This is a genomic window from Aquamicrobium terrae, assembly GCF_040545735.1.
Classification (GTDB): domain Bacteria; phylum Pseudomonadota; class Alphaproteobacteria; order Rhizobiales; family Rhizobiaceae; genus Mesorhizobium; species Mesorhizobium terrae_A.
In genome coordinates, this window is sequence record NZ_JBEPML010000004.1 from 146,772 (window position 1) to 167,661 (window position 20,890).

At 65.3% G+C, this 20,890-nt stretch carries 21 protein-coding genes; 15 read left to right on the forward strand and 6 right to left on the reverse strand.

Features of this window, described 5'->3' with window-relative positions; translation table 11 throughout:
- The first annotated feature begins 146 nt into the window (after positions 1-146).
- The 15 genes from ABID37_RS07815 (at position 147) to ABID37_RS07885 (ending at position 15,443) form a co-directional block, all read left to right on the forward strand.
- Complete coding sequence (locus ABID37_RS07815; protein ID WP_354193693.1) at positions 147-2,117, forward strand: TonB-dependent receptor domain-containing protein; 1,971 nt, start codon at positions 147-149, stop codon at positions 2,115-2,117.
- 149 nt (positions 2,118-2,266) lie between these two features.
- Positions 2,267-3,106 carry a siderophore ABC transporter substrate-binding protein gene (locus ABID37_RS07820; RefSeq protein ID WP_354193694.1) on the forward strand — a complete coding sequence of 280 codons (840 nt, stop codon included), beginning with the start codon at positions 2,267-2,269 and terminating at the stop codon, positions 3,104-3,106.
- Positions 3,107-3,180: 74 nt separating this feature from the next.
- Positions 3,181-4,143, forward strand: coding sequence for an ABC transporter permease (locus tag ABID37_RS07825; RefSeq protein ID WP_354193695.1), 963 nt, complete (start codon positions 3,181-3,183; stop codon positions 4,141-4,143).
- A gap of 43 nt (positions 4,144-4,186) precedes the next feature.
- The gene (locus ABID37_RS07830; RefSeq protein ID WP_354193696.1) at positions 4,187-5,158 is read left to right on the forward strand and encodes an iron chelate uptake ABC transporter family permease subunit; all 972 of its coding nucleotides are present in this window, start codon (positions 4,187-4,189) and stop codon (positions 5,156-5,158) included.
- On the forward strand, positions 5,155-5,913 hold the full coding sequence (locus tag ABID37_RS07835; RefSeq protein WP_354193697.1) for an iron ABC transporter ATP-binding protein: 759 nt from the start codon (positions 5,155-5,157) through the stop codon (positions 5,911-5,913). The genes ABID37_RS07830 and ABID37_RS07835 overlap by 4 nt, the downstream gene beginning before the upstream one ends.
- Positions 5,914-5,967: 54 nt before the next feature.
- Positions 5,968-6,804, forward strand: coding sequence for a UDP-2,3-diacylglucosamine diphosphatase (locus tag ABID37_RS07840; protein WP_354193698.1), 837 nt, complete (start codon positions 5,968-5,970; stop codon positions 6,802-6,804).
- Between the two features lie 24 nt (positions 6,805-6,828).
- Positions 6,829-7,854 (forward strand): glycosyltransferase family 4 protein, encoded by a 1,026-nt coding sequence (locus tag ABID37_RS07845; protein ID WP_354193875.1) that lies wholly within the window; start codon positions 6,829-6,831, stop codon positions 7,852-7,854.
- Positions 7,851-9,101: a BtaA family protein gene (locus ABID37_RS07850; RefSeq protein WP_354193699.1), complete on the forward strand. Its 1,251-nt coding sequence runs from the start codon at positions 7,851-7,853 to the stop codon at positions 9,099-9,101. The genes ABID37_RS07845 and ABID37_RS07850 overlap by 4 nt, the downstream gene beginning before the upstream one ends.
- A 3-nt stretch (positions 9,102-9,104) precedes the next feature.
- The gene (locus ABID37_RS07855; protein ID WP_354193700.1) at positions 9,105-9,800 is read left to right on the forward strand and encodes a class I SAM-dependent methyltransferase; all 696 of its coding nucleotides are present in this window, start codon (positions 9,105-9,107) and stop codon (positions 9,798-9,800) included.
- A 92-nt stretch (positions 9,801-9,892) separates the two neighbouring features.
- On the forward strand, positions 9,893-10,282 hold the full coding sequence (locus ABID37_RS07860) for a RidA family protein (RefSeq protein WP_354193701.1): 390 nt from the start codon (positions 9,893-9,895) through the stop codon (positions 10,280-10,282).
- Positions 10,283-10,286: 4 nt separating this feature from the next.
- Positions 10,287-11,552: an NAD(P)/FAD-dependent oxidoreductase gene (locus ABID37_RS07865; protein ID WP_354193702.1), complete on the forward strand. Its 1,266-nt coding sequence runs from the start codon at positions 10,287-10,289 to the stop codon at positions 11,550-11,552.
- 48 nt (positions 11,553-11,600) lie between these two features.
- Positions 11,601-12,680 carry an extracellular solute-binding protein gene (locus ABID37_RS07870; RefSeq protein WP_354193703.1) on the forward strand — a complete coding sequence of 360 codons (1,080 nt, stop codon included), beginning with the start codon at positions 11,601-11,603 and terminating at the stop codon, positions 12,678-12,680.
- A gap of 2 nt (positions 12,681-12,682) precedes the next feature.
- Positions 12,683-13,771: an ABC transporter ATP-binding protein gene (locus ABID37_RS07875; RefSeq protein WP_354193704.1), complete on the forward strand. Its 1,089-nt coding sequence runs from the start codon at positions 12,683-12,685 to the stop codon at positions 13,769-13,771.
- A complete protein-coding gene (locus ABID37_RS07880; protein ID WP_354193705.1) occupies positions 13,764-14,648 on the forward strand; it encodes an ABC transporter permease in 885 nt (294 codons plus the stop codon). Before ABID37_RS07875 ends, ABID37_RS07880 begins: the two co-directional genes overlap by 8 nt.
- A gap of 6 nt (positions 14,649-14,654) precedes the next feature.
- Entirely contained in the window at positions 14,655-15,443 is a 789-nt protein-coding gene (locus ABID37_RS07885; protein ID WP_354193706.1) for an ABC transporter permease, read from the forward strand.
- Between the two features lie 13 nt (positions 15,444-15,456).
- Here the strand turns inward: ABID37_RS07885 and ABID37_RS07890 are convergent, their stop codons facing one another.
- The 6 genes from ABID37_RS07890 to ABID37_RS07915 form a co-directional block, all read right to left on the reverse strand.
- Positions 15,457-16,377 (reverse strand): LysR substrate-binding domain-containing protein, encoded by a 921-nt coding sequence (locus tag ABID37_RS07890; RefSeq protein WP_354193707.1) that lies wholly within the window; start codon positions 16,375-16,377, stop codon positions 15,457-15,459.
- A 95-nt stretch (positions 16,378-16,472) separates the two neighbouring features.
- A complete protein-coding gene (locus ABID37_RS07895) occupies positions 16,473-16,853 on the reverse strand; it encodes a LysR substrate-binding domain-containing protein (protein WP_354193708.1) in 381 nt (126 codons plus the stop codon).
- Between the two features lie 61 nt (positions 16,854-16,914).
- A complete protein-coding gene (locus ABID37_RS07900; protein ID WP_354193709.1) occupies positions 16,915-17,943 on the reverse strand; it encodes an ABC transporter ATP-binding protein in 1,029 nt (342 codons plus the stop codon).
- Positions 17,940-18,971: an ABC transporter ATP-binding protein gene (locus ABID37_RS07905; RefSeq protein ID WP_354193710.1), complete on the reverse strand. Its 1,032-nt coding sequence runs from the start codon at positions 18,969-18,971 to the stop codon at positions 17,940-17,942. The genes ABID37_RS07900 and ABID37_RS07905 overlap by 4 nt, the downstream gene beginning before the upstream one ends.
- Positions 18,972-18,977: 6 nt before the next feature.
- Positions 18,978-19,895 (reverse strand): ABC transporter permease, encoded by a 918-nt coding sequence (locus ABID37_RS07910; protein ID WP_354193711.1) that lies wholly within the window; start codon positions 19,893-19,895, stop codon positions 18,978-18,980.
- Positions 19,892-20,872: an ABC transporter permease gene (locus tag ABID37_RS07915; RefSeq protein ID WP_354193712.1), complete on the reverse strand. Its 981-nt coding sequence runs from the start codon at positions 20,870-20,872 to the stop codon at positions 19,892-19,894. The genes ABID37_RS07910 and ABID37_RS07915 overlap by 4 nt, the downstream gene beginning before the upstream one ends.
- Positions 20,873-20,890: the final 18 nt, after the last annotated feature.

The window sequence follows — 20,890 nt, forward strand, 5'->3', positions numbered from 1 at the left end:
GCAAGAAGGCGCTCATGCCGCCTGCCCGATGTCCGATGTGACGCCATGACCTACCGCCGCCTCTGAACGCCTTCCTCCCCAACCCGATCCCGTAGCCAAATGCGAAGCCGGCGGCCTCGCAACTCAGAACCTTCTGGAACAGTCTCATGAAATTCAATCGGATATTGTCGCTTGCCGGTGTCTCCCTGCTGGCCACGGCCGTCGCGTTGCAGGCGCAGGAGGCGGACACGGCGAATGAGACGGTTCTCGACCTCATCACGGTCGTCAGCAAAGGCAAGGACAATGTCGAGGCCACCGGCGGCACCGTCGTCACGCACGAAGACCTGGAGAAGCTGCAGCCGGCCGACGTGTCGGGTCTGTTCTCGCGCGAATCCTCGATTTCCGTTTCGGGCGGTGGCGGGCCTTCGAAACGCATCCATGTTCTGGGCATGGAACAGTCGAACCTGGCCGTCACCGTGGATGGCGTGCCGCAGACCGCGACGAGCTGGCATCACACCGGCTCGAACGTCATCGATCCGGCCTTCCTGAAGCGCGTCGAGGTGGAAGCGGGCGCGGCCGCCGCCGATTCGGGCTTCGCCGCCGCGGCCGGCGCGATACGCTACGAAACGGTGGGCGCGCTCGACCTGCTGGAGGACGGCAAGAACCTCGGCGCCCGCATCGGCCTGTCCTACGGCACCAACGGGCGTGGCTTCTCGGGCAGCGCCGCCGGCTATGGCCGCCACGAAGGGTTCGACTGGTTCCTGATGACCCACGGTGCGACCGGCGACAACTACAAGAACGGTAATGGCGTCGAGATCCTCGGCACCGAGCCTGCCGCCCGCAACATTCTCGGCAAGCTAGGCTATGAATTCGACGGCCACCGTGTCGAACTCGGCTATGAGCGCAGTCGCGACAAGGCTGACCGCCTGATCAAGATGAACATGGGACTGGCGGGCGACGAACTGCATCCCCTCGAGGTCGCTCGCGACGCCGTCAACATCAAATACACCTCGACGGCAGCGACGGACATGTGGGACCCCGAGGTGCACGTCTACTACAGCCAGAACGACTACTGGCGGACCGACTATCAGGCCAGGACGAACGGCAACATGATCCTCAACGAGGATCTCTATGGGGGCAAGGTGCAGAACACCCTCACCGTCGACTACGGCAAGATCACCGCCGGTGTCGACTTCGGCCGGCACGATTACCACACCGACAATTACGGCCATAATGACCGTCGCTATCGCGATTTCCATACCACGCAGGTGGGCGTCTTCACGCAGGGACGATTCGAGTTCGACAACGGCTTCGGCATTTCGACCGGCGCGCGCTATGACGGGCACCGCTTCTCGGACTGGGACGACAACACCTTTTCGGATAGCGGCGCGAGCGTGAACGGCACGGTATCCTACCGGTTCAACGATCATGTCGAAGTGTTCGCCGGCGCCTCGCGCACCTGGCTGGGCTATCAGCTGCGCGACTACGCCTATCTCCATGCCCGCAACGACGCCTTTTTCACCGATCCGGACTTCGAGGCCGCGAGAGCACAGAACTACAAGGTCGGCGCCAATTTCGGCGGCGGGGACTGGAATGCCGGCGTCACCCTGTTCGATACGCGTATCCGGGGGTTGCCGCTCTACGGGACAGGCGCAAACAACAAATTGTACAATGACCCGGACGAGTATCGTTCTCGTGGCGTCACGCTCAACGCCGGTTACCGCTGGAACGAGACCACCATCGGCGCCACCTTCACCAAGGCCAAGGTGACGGGCGGAGGCCAGACGCTGCTCCCCAACAGCGGAACCTTCATGCCGATCGGCGACATGGCCACGCTCTACGTCGATCACGAGATTCCGGATTACAATCTGAAGCTCGGCGCCAGTCTGGCATGGGCAGGCAAGGTCGCGGCCATCGGCGATTTCCACGAGCAGCCGGCCTACACGGTGATCAACGCCTATGCCGAATGGTCTCCGGTTTCCTACGAGAACGTGTCGCTACGCATCGGCGTCGAGAACCTGTTCAACGAAACCTATTTCGAACGCACGAGCTATGCCACGAGCGACGCTCGCGGCGGCATCGAGCCGGTCTATGCGCCGGGGCGCACCTTCACGTTCCAGTCGTCGATCAAGTTCTGAACCTTGCCGGGAAGGCCCGGGCTTGCCTTGAAGAAGAACATGAGTAAGTAGGTCATGATTTTACCGAAGGCAGGACAATCATGCGAAATGCCCTTTTGACGTTAACCATGGGATTGGCGCTGGGCTGTACCGCGGCCTTGGCGGATCCCATGGTCATCAAGCATGCGCAGGGCGAGACGGTCCTCGATGCGCCGCCACGGAAGGTTTTGGTCCTCGACGTCAACGCCCTGGATATCATGGACGCACTAGGGGCCGAGCCCGTCGGCGTTCCTGGCTCCCACCTGCCGGGCTATCTGTCGAAATATAATTCCGATTCCTACCTGAAGGCCGGCACCCTGTTCGAGCCGGACTACGAGGCCATCAATGCGGCCGAACCCGATCTGGTGGTGGTCGGCGGGCGCTCGCGCGCGAAGTTCGGGGACCTGTCGGAAATCGCGCCAACGGTAGATCTTACAGCCAATACAGAGCCCTACACCGACGGCATCAAGCAGAACATCACCTTGTTGGGCGAGATTTTCGGCAAGAAGGACAGGGCCGCCGAGATGATCGCCACCCTCGATGCGAAGCTCGATGCCCTGAAGTCGCCCGCCCGGAAGGCGGGCACCGCACTGATCCTCGTCACCAATGCAGGCAAGGTCGGCGCCTATGGGCCGGGCAGCCGTGTCGGCTGGCTGCACAAGGAAGTCGGCTTCGCGACCGTCGAGGAGAGCATCGACGACCGCTTCGACGGCGGCGATGTCGTGTCTTTCGAATACATCCTCGAAAAGGACCCCGACTGGCTGTTCGTGATTGACCGCGATGCGGGTGTCGGCAATGCCGGACACAATGCAAGGGCGACCCTGGACAACGATCTCATCGCGCGCACCAGGGCGGCGAAGAACGGCCATATCGTCTATCTCGATCCACAGGCGGCCTACATCGCTTCGGCCGGCTACACGTCGGTCAGCAAGCTGATCGACGAAGTGCAGGATGCCGTCTCGAAGCAGTGACGGTGTGTCGTGGCCAGACGGGATCGGGCACCGGCGAGGTTCGGCCGGCGGCCCATGAAAGCGCGGCAGATGGAATGAAGATCCTGGCCCTCGCCATCCTGGCCGTCGCCCTGCTCGCCCTGGCAAGCCTCTTCATCGGCGTCAGCGACGTGTCGTGGAGCACCCTGCGCTCCGGCGGCGATGACGGGCACGCCTTGCAGGTCCTGCTCGTCAGCCGCGTTCCACGCACGGCAGCGCTGATCCTTTCCGGTTCGGCAATGGCCGTTGCCGGCCTGATCATGCAGATGATGCTACGCAACCGTTTCGTCGAGCCGACGACGGCGGGAACCGTGGAATCGGCCAGTCTGGGGCTGCTGCTCGTCACGCTTCTGGCCCCCTCCATGCCGGTGTTCGGCAAGATGCTGGTCGGTGCCGCCTTCGCTGCCATTGGCACCATGCTGTTCCTGCGGCTGCTACGTTTCGTGCCGCTGCGTGACGTGCTGATGGTTCCGTTGATCGGTATCATGCTGAGCGGCGTGATCGCCGCCCTGACGACGTTCCTCGCCTACCGGTTCGACCTGCTCCAGACCTTGCTGTCCTGGACGACCGGCGATTTCTCGGGCGTGCTGCGCGGGCGATATGAATTGCTGTGGGTCGCCTTCCTGCTCGCGATCGCCGCTTATGTCACCGCCGACCGCTTCACCGTCGCCGGCATGGGGCGGGACTTCGCAACCAATCTCGGGCTGAACTACCGCGCCATCCTGGCGCTGGGCCTGACCATTGTGTCGCTGGTTACATCCGTCGTTGTCGTGACGGTGGGAATGATCCCCATCCTGGGGCTGGTGGTGCCGAATATCGTCAGCCTCACCGTCGGCGACAACATGCGGCGTTCCGTTCCCTGGGTCGCCGTGCTCGGCGCCTTGAGCGTGCTGGCCTGCGACATCGTCGGACGAACCATCCGTGCGCCCTACGAAATCCCGATCGGAACGGTGGTCGGTGTGGTCGGCAGCGCTGTTTTCCTCCACCTGATCCTGCGCCGGGGCCGCCATGTCGCGTGAAGGCATGACCGCCGGGGCGGCCGAAGCACGGGGAGGCTTGCACATGGCGGCCATCCTCCACCCGCAGGTGCGGCCGCGCGTGGTGCTGATCGCGCTTGGCGTGCTGGCGCTTGTCGCGGTCGGTTGCTTCATGGTGGTGGGGGCGAAAGGAAGCTGGGCCTTCGTGCTGAAATTCCGCGGCCTGAAGCTCGCCGGCCTGATCCTCGTGGCCTACGCCATCGCCACTTCCACGGTGCTGTTCCAGACCGTGACCGGGAACCGCATCCTGACGCCGTCGATCATGGGCTTCGACGCGTTGTATGTGCTCATCCAGACGGGGCTGGTCTTCTTCATCGGCGCGGCAGCCGCCACGACGCTCGATGCGAACCTGCTGTTCATGGGCCAGATCGCCGCCATGGTGGTGTTTTCCGGCCTGCTGTTCCGCTGGCTGTTCGCCGGCGAGGAACGCAGCCTGCATCTGCTGGCCCTTGCGGGTATCATCTTCGGCGTGTTCTTCCGCAGCCTGGCAGGTTTCATGCAGCGGGTTCTGGACCCCAATGAGTTCCAGGCGCTGCAAGATGCGCTGTTTGCCAGCTTCAACACCGTCGACAGGACGCTGCTGTCGGTGTCCGCCCTCATCATGGTGGCCAGCCTGGTCGTGCTCACCCGCATGACCAACCGCCTCGACGTGCTTGCGCTGGGACGGCCGATGGCGGTGAATCTCGGACTGGACTACAGGCGTACCGTCTCGGCAGTGCTGGCCATGGTGGCGGTTCTGGTGTCGGTGTCGACGGCGCTCGTCGGCCCGGTGACGTTCTTCGGCCTCCTGGTGGCCAACCTCGCGCATGTGCTGGTGGGCTCTTCAAGGCATCGCCACCTGCTGCCAGCCGCCGTGCTTCTGGCTGTCATTTGCCTCGTCGGCGGCCAGGCAATCCTGGAGCGGGTCTTCGCGTTCGACACGGCACTCAGCGTCATCATCGAATTCGTCGGCGGCATCGCCTTCATCCTGTTCGTCATCCGCCGAGGTGCCCGGTGATCGTCGCGTCGAATGTCAGCAAGTCCTATGGCGAAACGTTTGTCGTCAACGATGTATCGGTGACCATTCCGGCCCGCGGCATCACCTCGATCATCGGCCCCAACGGCGCCGGAAAATCCACCTTCCTGTCGCTGGTCAGCCGGCTTCTGGCCATGGACAAGGGCACGGTCACCGTCGACGGGCTCGATGTGACGACGACGCCGTCGGAGCAACTGGCCCGGCGGCTGTCGATCCTGCGCCAGGACAACCATTTGACCTCGCGGCTGACCGTCCGGGACCTGGTGACCTTCGGTCGCTACCCTTATTCGAAGGGCCGTCCCACGCTCGAGGACAAGGCGCATATCGACCGCGCCATCGACTATCTCGACCTCGCGACCCTGGCGGATCGCTATCTGGACGAGCTTTCCGGCGGCCAGCGCCAGCGCGCCTTCGTGGCGACGGTGCTGTGCCAGGACACGGACTATGTGCTTCTCGACGAGCCCCTGAACAACCTCGACATGAAAAACGCCCGGGCGATGATGAAGATATTACGCTCGGCCGCTGCCGATCTCGGCAAGACGGTCGTGCTTGTCCTGCACGACATCAACTTCGCCGCCTGCTACTCGGATGCGCTGGTGGCGCTGCGGGCCGGCAAGCTGCTCGTCGCCGGCACCGTGGACCATGTGCTGCGCCCGCAGGTGCTGCGCGACATCTACGACACCGACATCGAGGTGCACGAAATCAACGGCCGCCGCATCTGCCTGTTCTATGAATGACGGGGCCGCCGCGGAGTGTCATTCCGCTGTCATCGCATCGTGTTGAAAGCGGGCATGACAAAGCAGCATCAGGGCGATTCTTCAGCCATGCAGCAGCCACGACGCTTCCGCACCCTGTTCATCTCGGACCTGCACCTCGGCACCAAGGGCGCGCAGGCCGAAGCGCTTCTGGAATTCCTGAAGCAGCATGAAGCCGACACCATTTATCTGGTCGGCGATATCGTCGACGGCTGGCGGTTGCGGTCTTCATGGTATTGGCCCCAGACCCACAACGACGTTGTGCAGAAGCTGCTGCGCCAGGGGCGCAAGGGCGCGCGCATCGTCTATGTGCCGGGCAACCATGACGAGTTCCTGCGCGAGTTCTGCGGCATCCATTTCGGCGGTATCGAGGTACGCGACAGCATCGTCCACGACGCTGCCGACGGCCGGCGCTATCTGGTCATCCATGGCGACGCCTTCGACATGGTGGTGCGTCATGCCAGATGGCTCGCCTTCCTCGGCGACTGGGCCTATGTGATCGCGCTGGCGCTTTCCACCCGCATCAACATTATCCGCCGCAAGCTCGGCTTCACCTACTGGTCGCTGTCGGCATGGGCCAAGGCCAAGGTCAAGAACGCCGTCAACTATATCGGCAATTTCGAGGAGACGCTGGCCACAGAGGCCGAGCGCCACAATGTCGATGGCGTGATCTGCGGCCATATCCACAGCGCCGCGATCCGCGACTTCGACGGCTTCACCTACATCAACACCGGCGACTGGGTGGAAAGCTGCACGGCCGTCGTCGAGCACGAGGACGGCCGCATGGAGCTGATCCACTGGGCGCATTTCAGTGCCGTGCTCAATGCCGGCCGGGTGCCGGCGGTGCGCCTGCCCTCGCGCCACGCCGCCTGATCAGAGACCCGTGTGAGCACCGACATGCGCATCCTCATCGTCACCGATGCCTGGCGGCCACAGGTCAACGGCGTGGTGATGACGCTGGAGCGGCTGGCGCAGTCGCTCGACGGCATGGGGGTGGAGACCGTGTTCCTCACACCCGAGGGCTTCCGCACGGTGCCGATGCCCGGCTACGCCGAGATCCGCATGGCGCTGGCCACGCCCGCGAAGGTCGCGCAGCGCATCGAGGCGGCACGGGCCGACCGCATCCACATCGCCACCGAAGGTCCGCTCGGCATTCTGGCCCGGCGGGTGTGCCTCGCCCGGGGGCTGCCCTTCACCACCAGCTATCACACGCGCTTCCCCGAGTTCCTGAGCGCCCGCCTGCCGGTGCCGGAAGAGTGGACCTATCGCTGGCTGCGCCGTTTCCACAATGCCGGCAACGCCATGATGGTGGCAACACCGTCGCTGGGCGCGGAACTGGCGCAGCGCGGCTTTGCCAATATCCGGCTGTGGTCGCGCGGAGTGGATCTCGACCGCTTCCACCCGGATCGCCGGATCGACCTCGGCCTGAACGGCCCGGTCTTCCTGTGCGTCGGTCGGGTGGCGGTGGAGAAGAACCTGCCGGCCTTCCTCGACCTCGACCTGCCCGGCACCAAGCTCGTGGTGGGCGACGGGCCGGCCCTGCCGGAACTCAAGGCGCGCTATCCTGATGCCGTGTTCATGGGCGTGAAGCGCGGCGAGGAGCTTGCCGCCATCTACGCCTCGGCCAATGTCTTCGTCTTCCCCAGCCGCACCGACACCTTCGGCAACGTCATCGTCGAGGCGCTGGCTTCCGGCACGCCGGTCGCGGCCTATCCGGTCACCGGTCCGCTCGACATCTTGGCCGGGGGCGGCGGCGTGCTGGATGAGGACCTGCGCCAGGCAGCGCTTGCCGCGCTCGCCGTTCCGCGCCAGGCGGCGCGGGCGCGGGCCGGCGCCTATGACTGGGATGAATGCGCCGGCCAGTTCCTCACCCATATCACCACGGCGATCCCCGACCATGGCCCCAGATGGAGCGCGGCATGAGCACCGTACTGGCACGCAACGAAAACCCGGCCCCAAAAAATCCGAGAAGACGGTTGCGCGAGGCGGTGCGCCGCAACGCGCCGCTGACCCGCGAAGGGCTTGCCGAATATATCTTTGCCGGGCTGTTCCAGAAGCTGGTCTATGCCCAGATCTGGGAAGACCCGGAGATCGACATGGAAGCGCTGGCGATCGGGCCGGGGCACACCGTCGTCGCCATCGCCTCGGGCGGCTGCAACGCGCTGTCCTATCTGCTGGCCGATCCCGGCCGCGTCGAGGCCGTGGACCTCAACCCGGCCCATGTCGCCTTCAACCGGCTGAAGCTGGCCGCGTTGCAGACGCTGCCTTCCTACGAGAGCTTTCACCGCTTCTATGCGATGGCCGACGATCCGCAGAACGTCGCGGACTACCGGCGTTTCATCCGCCCGGCGCTGGACGAGGCCAGCCGCGCCTATTGGGAGGGCCGCACGCTCACCGGGCGCCGGCGCATCTCCATGTTTCGTCGCCATCTCTACCGCCACGGGTTGCTCGGTCACTTCATCGGCTGGGGGCATCGCGTGGCGCGGCTCTACGGCGTCGATCCGCGCATCCTGCTCGAGGCGCGCAGCCGTGACGAGCAGCGCCTTGTCTTCGACACCAGGATCGCGCCGCTGTTCGACAAGCGCCTCGTGCGCTGGATGACCAGCCGAAAGTCGTCGCTGTTCGGACTTGGCATTCCCCCGCAGCAATATGAGGTGCTTGCCGGTGGCGCCGGCATGGCCGGGGTGCTGCGCCAGCGGCTGGAACGGCTGGCCTGCGACTTCCCGCTGTCGGAGAACTATTTCGCCTGGCAGGCCTTCGGGCGTGGCTATGGCAGGGGCGAGCAGGCGCCGCTGCCGCCCTATTTGCGGCGCGATAACTTCGAGGCCCTGCGCGTCCGCGCCGCCCGCTTCAGCGTCGAGAACGTCTCGATCACCGAATTGCTGGCGGCGAAACCTTCTGCATCGGTCGACCGCGTCGTACTGCTCGACGCGCAGGACTGGATGAGCGATGCACAGCTCGACGCCCTGTGGCGCGAGATCACCCGCACCGCAGCACCCGGCGCGCGCGTCATCTTTCGCACCGCCGCCGAAGCCAACCTTCTGGAAGGCCGGCTCGCACCGTCGCTGCTGGCGCGCTGGCACTACCGGCGCGAGCAGTCGCTGGCGCTGCATGCGCGCGACCGCTCCTCCATCTATGGCGGCTTCCATCTGCTGGTTCTGAAGGATTGAGCGATGACGGCAAGCCTCGACCACGGCGCGTTGATGGACCGCGTCTACCGCCTGCAACGGCGGTTCGGCTTCTATGACGCGACCCGCAAATATTATCTGCTGGGGCGCGATCCCATGCTGGCCGGGCTTGCCCCGCCGCCCGGCGGCACGGTTCTGGAGATCGGCTGCGGCACCGGCCGCAATCTGGTGAAGGCCGCGCGGGCCTGGCCGCAGGTACGGTTCCACGGCATCGACATTTCCGGCGAGATGCTGGCCGCGGCCGGCGGCGCCGTGGCGCGCGCCGGCTTGCAGGACAAAGTCCGTCTCGCCCTTGCCGACGCTATCGCCTTCGATCCGCACCGCAGCTTCGGCGGCTGGAACGGCCATGGCTACGACCGCATCTTCATTTCCTACGCGGTGTCGATGATCCCGCAATGGCGGCGGGCGATGGAAGGGGCCGCGCAGCTTCTGTCGCCCGGCGGCGAGCTTCACATCGCCGATTTCGGCAACATGGCCGCCCTGCCGGCATGGACGAGAAAGGCCATGCAGGGCTGGCTGCGCTGGTATCATGTCACGCCGCGCCCCGACCTGTTCGAAGCCGCCGCCGGCATCGCCGCCACCCTTGGCGGATCGAGCGAGGCGCTAAGCCTGCATCGCGGCTTTTCCTGGCTCGCGATCATCCGCAAGCCGCTGGCGAAAGGTGCCGGTCCCCACCCATGAACTCAGCTTATAGCGCTGCACTTATTCTCATTTTTCAACGATGAGCGCGGCCGCTAGTTTCCTCGGACAGCAATGAATTCCGAGGTTGGCGCATGTTTGAGGTGGTCGATTGGGGTCTGCCCAGGAACAAGGGACCGGTTTCCAACGCGGTCAGGGCGGGCGGCAAAGTCTACACCGTCCAGATCCCGCGCGATCCCGCATCGGGAGAGGTTCTCGCGCAGGGCGATATCCGCGAGCAGACGCGCCAGTGCCTGTCCAACCTCGTCAAGGTGATGAAGGCCGCCGGCGGCTCGCTGGCCGACGTGGTCCAGGTGCTCGTCTATCTGGTCGAGGGCACCGATGCCGAGGGCATGAACGAGGTCTACAAGGAGTTCTTCAAGGACCCTTATCCGAACCGCGCCACCGTGGTGGTGAAGGAGCTTCTGGTGTCGGGCATGCGCGTCGAGATGGTCGTGCATGGGCATGTCGGTCCGGCGGCCTGAGGCCATGGCGCGCTCCCTGGTCCCCGACGCGGAAGGAGCCGGCGTAGCGGTTATCGGCGCCGGCATCATCGGCCTGTGCAGCGCGCTTCATCTTCGGCGCGCGGGGCTCGATGTCACCGTCTACGACGCGGGCGGGGCCGCCGCCGGCGCGTCCTTCGGCAATGCGGGCCTCATCAGCATCGACAGCTGCGTGCCGGGGCCGATGCCCGGCATGGTCGTCAACGTGCCGCGCTGGCTCGCCGATCCGCTCGGCCCGCTGACAATCGATCCGTCCTATCTGCCGCGCATGTTCCCATGGCTGTATCGCTTCCTGCGGGCCGGCACACCCGGCCGGGCGCTGCTGGCCGCACAGGCGCTCAACGCCATGCATCGCGATTCCTTCGACCATTATCTCGATCTGCTTGGCAGCGAACGCTTCAACGATCTTTTCCGCCTGTCCGGCCAGGTGCAGCTCTGGAACGGCGGCCCCGACACCGAGGCCGGCCGCACCGTCCGCAAGATCTGGGAACAGAACAAGGTGAAGGTGGAGGAGCTGCAGCAGCATGAGCTGCGCCAGCTCGTTCCCGACATCTCGCCCGAGGCCAAGGGCGGGCTGTTCTTCCCGCGCAACGGCTATACGGTGAGCCCGCGCCGGCTGGTGGATACGCTGCTGCAATGCTTTCTGGAGGAGGGCGGCCGCTTCCGCCAGGAGCGGGTGATGCGGATCGCGCCAGAGGGCGGCGGCCGCGTCAGGCTGGTCACCAACCTGGACGACGATGTCTTCAGCAAGGTGGTGGTCTCGGCCGGCGCATGGTCGCGCGCGCTGCTGGCGCCGCTTGGCGTGAAGCTGGCGCTCGACACCGAACGCGGCTACCACGTGATGGTGCACGGCCCGTCCGTCGACCTGCGCGTGCCGGTGCTCGACAAGAGCCGCGGCTTCGGCGCGACGCCGCTGGAAAACGGCATAAGGATCGCCGGCACCGTCGAGCTTGCCGGTCTGGACAAGCCGCCGAACCTGAAGCGCGCCGATATTCTTCTGGAACATGCCAGGCGGCTGTTTCCGTCGCTGAAGGGCGAACGCTATACGATGTGGATGGGGTTCCGTCCCTCGACGCCCGACAGCCTGCCGATCATCGACACGGTGCCCGGCCAGCCCGGCATCTGCATTGCCTGCGGGCACGGCCATTTCGGCATGACGGCGGCCTCGACGACCGGCCTCGTCGTCGCCCAGAAGGTGCTCGGCAACAAGACGGCGATCGACGCCGACCCCTACCGGCTTGGGAGATTCTAGCTCTCAGGTCCGCAAATCAGACGACAGTCATCAATGGGAGGAACATCGATGTCTTCGAAACGCAGAACCACAGGCCTGGACCGCAGGCATTTCCTGACCGCCGCCGGCGCGACGCTGGCCGCGCCCTATCTGTTCATACCGCGCGCCCTTGCCGCCCAGCAGGTCATCGTGCGCACACCGGGCGGCGCCTATGACGACATCCGCCGTGAGGTGATCTACGGTCCCTTCGAGAAGATGACCGGCATCAAGGTGGTGCCCGTGGCGGCGACCACCGCGAAGCTGCTGGCCATGTTCCGGTCGGGCAATGTCGAACTCGACGTCATCGACACCGGCGACGACCCGCTGGTTCAGTTGCACAAGCTCGGCGCGCTGCTGGACATTCCCTATGGCGATTTCCAGTTCACGAACCCCGACGACCTGAAGCCGGAATTCAAGCGCGACTATCTCGTCGGCAACTTCATCTATGCATCCGTGCTCGGCTACAGCACCAAGGCGTTTCCGACCGGCAAGGAGCCCCAGTCGTGGAACGACTTCTGGGACATCGAGAAGTTCCCCGGCGACAGGATGCTGGCCGACATCGCCAGCGGAACGGCGAACCTCGAATTCGCACTGATCGCGGATGGCGTGCCGATGGACAAGCTCTATCCGCTCGACATCGACCGGGCCTTCGCCTCCCTCTCGCGCGTGCGCCCGGCAATCAGGAAGTTCTGGGATACGGGCGCCCTGTCCAGCCAGATGCTGGCCGACGGCGAGGTCGATCTCGGCTCGGTCTGGCACACGCGCATCGCCAATATTATTCAGGACGGCGCGCCGCTGGCCATCCAGTGGAACCAGCATATGATGATGGTGCAGGCCTATTCGATCTTCAAGGATGCCCGCAATCGCGAAGCAGCCGTCAAGTTCGTGGACTTCTGCGTCAGTCCCGAGGTGCAGGCGGAGTTCTGCAAGCGCTGGAATGCGGGTCCTGTCCATCAAAAGGCCTACGACCAGTTGCCGAAGGAGATGCTGTCGCGCACGCCGGGCTCGCCCGAGCTTGCCGACAAGGGCTTCGTCCTCGATGCCGAATGGTGGGCGGACAACCGCCAGGCCGTCAGCCAGAAGTGGTCCACCTGGGTCCTGGGAGGTTGAGCATGCAGGGAGGATCGATCCGGCTGGAAGGGCTGCGCAAGGACTATGGCCGGCAGACCGTCGTCTCGGACGTGTCGCTGAACATCGGTTCGGGCGAGTTCGTATCCCTGCTCGGGCCCAGCGGCTCGGGCAAGACGACGACGCTGATGATGATCGCCGGTTTCGTCGAGGCGACCGCCGGGTCGATCCTGATCAATGGGCAGGATGTCGTCGGCCTGCCGGCGCAGCATCGCAACCTTGGCGTGGTGTTCCAGAACTACGCGCTGTTCCCGCATCTTTCCGTTGCCGAGAACATCGCATTTCCGCTCAGGGTCAGGAAACTGCCTGCGGCGGAGATCGCCGAACGCGTCGCCTGGGCGCTCGATGTCGTACGCCTGTCCGGTTTCGAGAAACGCCTGCCGGGGGCGCTGTCCGGCGGCCAGCAGCAGCGCGTGGCGCTGGCCCGCGCCGTCGTTTTCCACCCGCCCGTGGTGCTGATGGACGAGCCGCTGGGCGCGCTCGACAAGAACCTGCGCTACCAGATGCAGGTCGAGATCAAGGAGATCCAGCAGCGGCTCGGCATGACGGTGGTCTACGTCACCCACGACCAGGAGGAGGCGATGAACATGTCGGATGTCATCGTCATCATGAACGGCGGCAGGATCGAACAGCTCGGCGAACCGAAGCGGGTCTACGAGGAGCCGGGCTCGATCTTCGCCGGCAATTTCCTCGGCGAGGCGAACCTCATCGGCGGCCGCCTACATGACGGCGCGGAAGGTATGCTGGAGACCTCGACGGGCCGGCGCCTGCGCGCCTCCAGAACGTTCAGCGACAGCTCCATCCGCGAGCCGGCTGGCCATTTCGTGCGGCCCGAGAAGATATCCCTGCTGCGCGAACGGAACGATCCCGCCGAGGTGGAGAACGTCCTTCCCGGAACCGTCTCGCGCATCTCGTTCCTCGGCAATGTCGTGCGCTACAATGTCGATATCGGCGACGGCGCTTCGCTGACCGTGGACCTTCAGAACAGCGCCGGGCAGGAGCTTTTCCGCCGGGGCGAGGCGGTGGTCGCGGCCTGGAACGCCGCCGACAGCCTGATGTTCCGCCATGGTTGACGCTGCCGTGATGTCCCGGGGCCGGAAAGTCGGAGCAAAACGGCGAAAGGCCGTCGATCCCGGCTTCCTGCTGCTGCCTTTGCTGGTGCTGCTGCTCCTCGTCTTCGTGGCGCCGACGCTCTGGTTCTTCTTCAATTCGCTGCGCGAGACGGGACAGAGCCTGCCGGAGGTGATGCGGGCCATCCAGTCGGTGCTGTTTTCCTCCACCATCCGCGACGCCATCATCAAGACCAACTGGATCTCGCTGGTCGTGACCCTGGTTGCGCTGGTGATCGCCTATCCGATCGCCTACGCCATGTCGCGCTCGCGCGGCCTTGCCTTGACCTTGATGGTCATCTGCATCGTGCTGCCCTATTTCACCTCCATCATCGTGCGGACCTATTCGTGGATGGTGATCCTCGGCCGCAACGGCCTCGTCAACGAGGTGCTGCTGCAACTGGGCCTGATCTCGTCCCCGCTGCAATTGATGTACAACACCAGCGGCGTCGTCATCGGCATGACCTATGTGCTGCTGCCCTATCTGGTGCTGACCCTCTACGCCTCGATGAAGAGCATCGACGACCGGCTGCTGCACGCGGCCCGCAGCCTCGGCGCCAGCGGCTTCTATACGTTCCGGCGCATCTACCTGCCGCTGACCCTGCACGGCGTGTTCTCGGGCTGCCTGATCGTCTTCATCCTGTCCATCGGCTTCTTCATCACCCCGGCCCTGATGGGCGGACCGCAGGACATGATGATCGCCATGCTGATCGAGCGCGAGGTGGAGCTGACGCTGAACTGGCCGCTGGCCTCGATCATGTCGCTGTTCCTGCTGGCGATCACGCTGGTGCTCTATGCGGTCTATTACCGGTTTTCCAACCTGCAGAAGATGATGGGGTAGGCCGCCATGCGCGCAGACACAATCGTCAAGGGCATCGCCGGCGTGCTGTGCGCCGCTTTGGTGGCGCCCATCGTCATCGTGGTGATCCTGTCCTTCTCGGGGGACCGCTTCCTGTCCTTCCCGCCTTCGTCGGTGTCGCTGCAATGGTACGCCAAGTTCTTCGGCGATGACGGCTGGCGCTCCGCCCTGTTCGCCAGCCTCACCATCGCGGGTGCGACCTGCGCCATCTCCACGGTGCTCGGCTTCCTCGGCGCCTACGCCTTCGTGCGCGGCCGCATCCCGGCCAAGCAGCTCATGCTGTCCTTCGTGCTGCTGCCGCTGATCGTGCCGCACATCATCACGGCGATCGCGCTCTACTTCGCCTCGGTGCCGCTCGGGCTGGTGGGCGTGCGGCTGTGGATCGCCGTCGGCCATTCCGTGGTGGCGGTTCCCATCGTGGTGCTGATCCTGATGTCCGCCCTGCAGGGCGTCGACATCAATCTGGAAAGGGCCGCGCTCAGCCTCGGCGCCGACCGGCTCACCGTCTTCCGCAGGATCGTGCTGCCGCTGGTCCTGCCGGCCCTGATGTCGTCGGCGCTGTTCAGCTTCCTCGCCTCCTTCGACGAGCTGGTCATCGCGCTGTTCCTGTCAGGCGTCGCTTCCGAGACCCTGCCGGTGCGCATCTGGAACAGCCTGCGCATGGAGGTGGAGCCGACCATCGCCGCCGTCAGCGCCTTCCTGATCGGCATCACCGTTCTGGTGCTGCTGGCGGATGCAGCGGTGAAGAGGCTGGTCGCGCGCCGCTCGGCCGGCTGACGGCGTCCGCCGTTCAGCCGGCAGCCGGAACCCTTGCCAGGGTCCGGCCGACCGCATCGGCGGTAAAGTCCCGCGCCAGGGCGATTACCTTGTCCAGATCGAAGCTCATGGGCTTCGAGGTCGACCAGTAGATCCTGTGGTCGAATGGGATGTTCTCGGAGAACTGGCGCAGCACCACACGGTCGGAACGGAATACGGAGGCCGTCATCGGATCGAGCAGCGTGTAGCCGATCCCGGCCTCGACCAGCGCCAGGACGGTGATCGCCGCCGGGCATTCCACCACCGCCTCGCCATGATCGGGTATCCGCGACGCGATCGACTGCGCGATGCCTTCCATGCGTGACAGGGTGATCATCGGCAGCCCTGCCAGATCCTGCGGCGTGATCACCGTCTTTTCGCCGAGCGGGTGGCCCGGCGGCAGGTAACAGAGCGCCCGCGAGTTGTGGACGGTGGCGCATTCCACGCCCGGCACGGGGTCGAGGTTCACCCCGAACGCCAGGTCGGACGAATTGTAGCGCACCGACGCAATACCCATCTCGGTGTTGGCCGACTTGATGAGGAAGAAGTCGGGGCCGATCTCGTCCCGATAGGTCCTGATGATCTGCGGCAGCACCGCGGCGGCAAAGCTCGGGATCGTTGAGATCACCACCTGCCGATGCTCCGACTGCTTGAGCTGGGCGCAATAGTCGTTGAGTGCCTCCAGCCCCGACAGGGAGCGCTCGAACATTTCCAGGATCAGTTCGGCCTTCCGGGTGGGCGAGAGGCGCCCCAGCTCCCGGTTGAACAGCGCGAAGCCCAGCCGTTCCTCCGCGTCGCGGATCAGGTGGCTCACGGCCGGTTGCGTGACGTTCAGCCGGGTGGCCGCGCCGGTGACCGAACCGGACAGGATGAGGGCGCGTATCGCCTCCAGATGTCGAAAATTGATGGCCGCCAATGATGTCCTCGCCTCTGCCGGGTCCCCTGCCATCGGTATAGAGGCTTCGGCGGGGAAAGGAAAACAGGCTTGCCGTGCGGACTGACCCGCAGCGGCTACGGTCCGCCGGCCGGTCTCCCGCCCGCCATCTCCGCCATGATCCCGCAGAGCTGATCGACCATGATCCGCGCCGCAGGCGACAGCGTCCGGCTCGCCAGCTTGACGATGCCCCAGTCGCCGTAGGCCGGCGCGAGATTGGGGATCGGCAGCCGAACCATGTCACCGGCCGCGATCTCGCGCGCGACAAGCATGTTGGCGCAGATCAGCACGATGTCGGCGCCGGGCACAAGTTGCTTGAGCAACGTGATGTCATCGCATTCGACGGGGAGGGCTCGGCTGTCGGCGATGAAGCTGCGCGGCTGCCTGGAATGGGCAAGGCCGTCCTGGATCCCTCCCGAGCCGCTGCGGCGCATCGGCGTCGCCTTGGCGATGCGCAAGCATGTTCGCGAGGTCGCCAAACCCCGCCCGCACGGGTGAACGGATCGGGCGACGCCGGTTTCAGCCAGCGATTGCCGCAAGCGGCCGGGAGGCGGCCTGCGGCGGCACGCCAGTTTCACTGACCAGATGGCAGGCGACCAGCCTGCCCTGCGGCCCGATGCTGCGCAGGGGTGGTTCCTCTTGCCGGCATCGAGCCTCGGCAAACGGGCACCGCGCGGAAAAGCGGCAGCCCGCCGGCGGATTGGCGGGATCGGGCGGATCGCCCTGCAACACCACTGTGCGCTTTTCCGGCGCCGGCTCGTGGGAAACGCGCGGCACCGCAGACATCAGCGCCCAGCTATAAGGGTGAAGAGGCTGCGCGAAGAAGGCCTCGGCCGGGGCCTGTTCGACGATCTTGCCCATGTACATGACGGCAATGTCGTCGCACATATATTCGACGACGGCCATGTCGTGCGAGATGAACAGGTATGTCAGCTCCATCTGGTCCTGCAGGCGCCGCAGGAGATTGAGCGTCTGCGCGCGCACGGCAACGTCGAGGGCCGAGACCGGCTCGTCGCATACGACCAGCTTGGGCCCGCTGGCAAGCGCTCTGGCGATGTTGATGCGCTGGCGCTGTCCACCCGAAAACTGATGGGGAAACAATTGCCTCTGGTCGGTCCTTAAACCAACTCCTTTGAGGAGTTCGGACACTTTTTCCTCACGCTCGGTGGCCGTGCCGCGTCCGATCCGGTCGAGCGGCGCGCGCACGATGTCGCCCATGCGCATACGCGGGTTGAGCGAGGAATAGGGGTCCTGGAAGATGATCTGATAGTCTGCCCGGCTCCTGCGCAGTGCGGCGCCGCCGAGCGAGGTGAGGTCACGCCCGTCGAGCCGGATCGAGCCGGAGGTGGCTTGCACCAGCCGCATCACCGCGAGCGCGGTGGTCGACTTGCCCGATCCGCTTTCGCCGACGAGGCCCAGCGTGCGGCCGCGCCTTATGTCGAAGGAAACCCCATCCACGGCATGCACCTTCGAGGGCGGGGCGAAGGGATTGAGCCGCCTGCGCGTGAAATGGACATTGAGGTCCCGGACCTGCAGCAACGTGCTCATGCGGCCGCCTCCTCCGTCGAATAGAGCCAGCAGGCGACTTCGTGGGCCTCGCCGAGGCTGACCGTCGGCGGTGTGCGGGTAAAGCAATGCGGCATGGCGGCAGCACAACGCGCGGCGAAGGGGCAGCCTGCGCCTAGCTCGTGCAGCGGCGGCACCACGCCGGCGATTTCCGGCAAGGTCACCCCCGACTGCCGGGAGGTGCGGCCCAGCTCCGGAAGGCAGGCGATGAGGCCCTGCGTGTAGGGGTGGGCAGGCCGGCGCATGATCTCGGCCGTATCGCCCGCTTCGATCGACATCCCGCCATACATGACCACCACGCGCTGGGTCATCTCGCTGATGACGCCCATGTCGTGGGTGACCAGCACCATCGAGGCTTCCAGCCGCTGCTGCAACTCCCGGAGCTGATCGAAGATCTGGGCCTGCACAGTGACGTCCAGCGCCGTGGTGGGCTCGTCGGCAAGAATGAGGTCCGGCTCGCAGGCGACGGCCATGGCGATGACGACGCGCTGGCGCATGCCGCCCGAGAACTGGTGCGGATATTCGCCGACACGGCGCTCGGGCGCGGGAATGCGGACGGCCTGCAACAGTTCCACGGCACGATCCCACGCGGCCTTGCGGGAAATGTCGAGATGCAGGCGCAACGCCTCGCTGATTTGCTCGCCCACCGTAAGGACGGGATTGAGCGCTGTCATGGGCTCCTGGAAGATCATGGAGATACGGTCGCCGCGAAGCTGCCGCATGCGTCGCTCGGAAACCTCGGCCAGGTTGTCGCCGCCGAACCGGATCGCGCCTGACGAGATCGAGGCCTGCCCCGGCAAGAGGCGCATGACGGCCAAAAGGGTCATGCTCTTGCCGCATCCGGATTCGCCGACCACGCCCAGCGTCTGGCCCTTGCCGACCGAGAAACTGACGTCGTTGAGCACTCTTATGGTGCCGTAGCGTCCCTTCAGCGCGACATTCAGGTTGCGCACGTCGAGTGTCGGATCGGCTTGCTGGCCGGCGGGCATCCGCTTCGAAAGGGTCTCCATGGCGCTTCACCTTTCCCTGAGTTTTGGGTTGAGCGCATCGTTGAGGCCGTCGCCGATCAGGCTGATGGCCAGTACGGTCAGGAAGATTGCCGCGCCGGGAATGGTCACCGCCCACCAGGCGTCGAGGATGTAGTCGCGGCTGGTGCCGATCATCAGGCCCCAGGTCATGGTGTTGGCATCGCCGAGACCGAGGAAGTTGAGGCCCGCCGAGAGCAGGATGGCAATGCCGATGCTCAACGCCGCCGAGACGATCAGCGGCGGCATGGCGTTGGGCAGCACCACCAGCCAGATCAGCCGGCTGTCGGTGGCGCCGATGGCCCGGTCGGCGGTTACGTAGTCCAGCTTCCTGATGCGCTTGAATTCGGCGCGGGTGAGGCGCGCGACCGAGGGCCAGCTTGCCAGGCCGATGGCGAAGGCGACGGTCCACAGCGACGAGGAGAACAGCGTGACCAGCACCATGGCGAAGAGCAGTGCCGGCAGTACCTGGAAGAACTCGGTAAGCTTCATGAGCATCTGGTCGACGAGACCGCCGAAATAGCCGGCGAGCGCCCCGATGCCGATGCCGATGACGAGGCTGAGACCGGCGGCGATGGCGCCCACGGCCAAGGTAGGGCGCCCGCCATAGACGATGCCGGTCAGCACGTCGCGGCCCAGATAATCGGTGCCCAGCGGGTAGTCGCCGAACAGTTCGGGCGGCGTCATCGGCGCCCCTGCCATGGCGAAGGGATCGGCATCCATCACCGCCGGGCCGATCAGCGAAACGGCGAGGATGAACGCCAGGATCACCGTCCCGGCCAGTGCGGCGGGGTTCGAGGCGAAAAGGATCAGCGTCTCGCGCGCCGGGTGCACGGCCTTGGCCGGTCGCGGCCGGGTCGTGTCCACGGGATCGGTGGTTGTGGCTGGCTGTCGGAGCGCATCGGTCATTGGGAATCCTTCATGCGTGGGTCGACGCGCTGGTAGACGAGGTCGGTGAGGGTATTGGCGACGATCGTCATGGCGGCCGAGCAGGCGAGGATCGCCAGGATGGTCGGGTAGTCGCGGCGCAGGATGGAATCGAAGGCGAGCCGACCGAGGCCGGGCCAGTTGAACACCGTCTCCACCAGCACGGCGCCGGCGATCATGTTGCCGAACTGCATGCCGATCATGGTGATGACCGGCAGCATGGCATTGCGCAGGCCGTGCTTGACCAGCAGCGTGATCTCGCCGACGCCCTTGGCCCGGGCGGTGCGGATATAGTCGGCGCCCAGCACCTCCAGCATGCTGGCACGTGTCAGGCGGCTGTACTGGGCCAGATAGACGATGCCGAGCGTGGAGGCCGGCAACACCAGATGCCACAGCACGTCGAGCGTCGAGGCCACCAGCCCGCCGCCCGCGCTGGCATTGCGCATGCCCGAGATCGGGAAGATCGGAAAGGTGGACGCAAACAGGATGGTCAGCACGATGCCGGTCCAGAACACCGGGGCGGCATAGCCCACCAGGGACAGGAACGTGACCGACTGGCTGAGCAACCCGTTCGGCTTGCGCGCCGCCAGCACGCCGAACAGCACGCCGAGACCGACCGAGATGACCAGCGCGCTCAGCACCAGCAGCATGGTCGCCGGCAGGCGTTGCAGGATCAGCTTCGACACCGGCTGGTTGAAGTAGTAGGAATAGCCAAGATTGCCGGAGAATATCTGCTTCAGATAGGCCAGCAATTGCTCGAGGAAGCTCCGATCGAGCCCGTAGGTGGCACGGATCTGGGCCCGCAGTTCCTCGCTCATGCCGCCGGCCGCGCCGGCGATGGCTTCCACCGGGTCGCCGGGCGCAAGCTGGATGAGGGCGAAATTGAGCGTCACCACGGCCAGGATCAGCAGGCCGGCGCCTGCGATCCTGCCGCCTGCCGCGATCAATGTTCTCGACATGAGCAGTTCCTCCCTGCC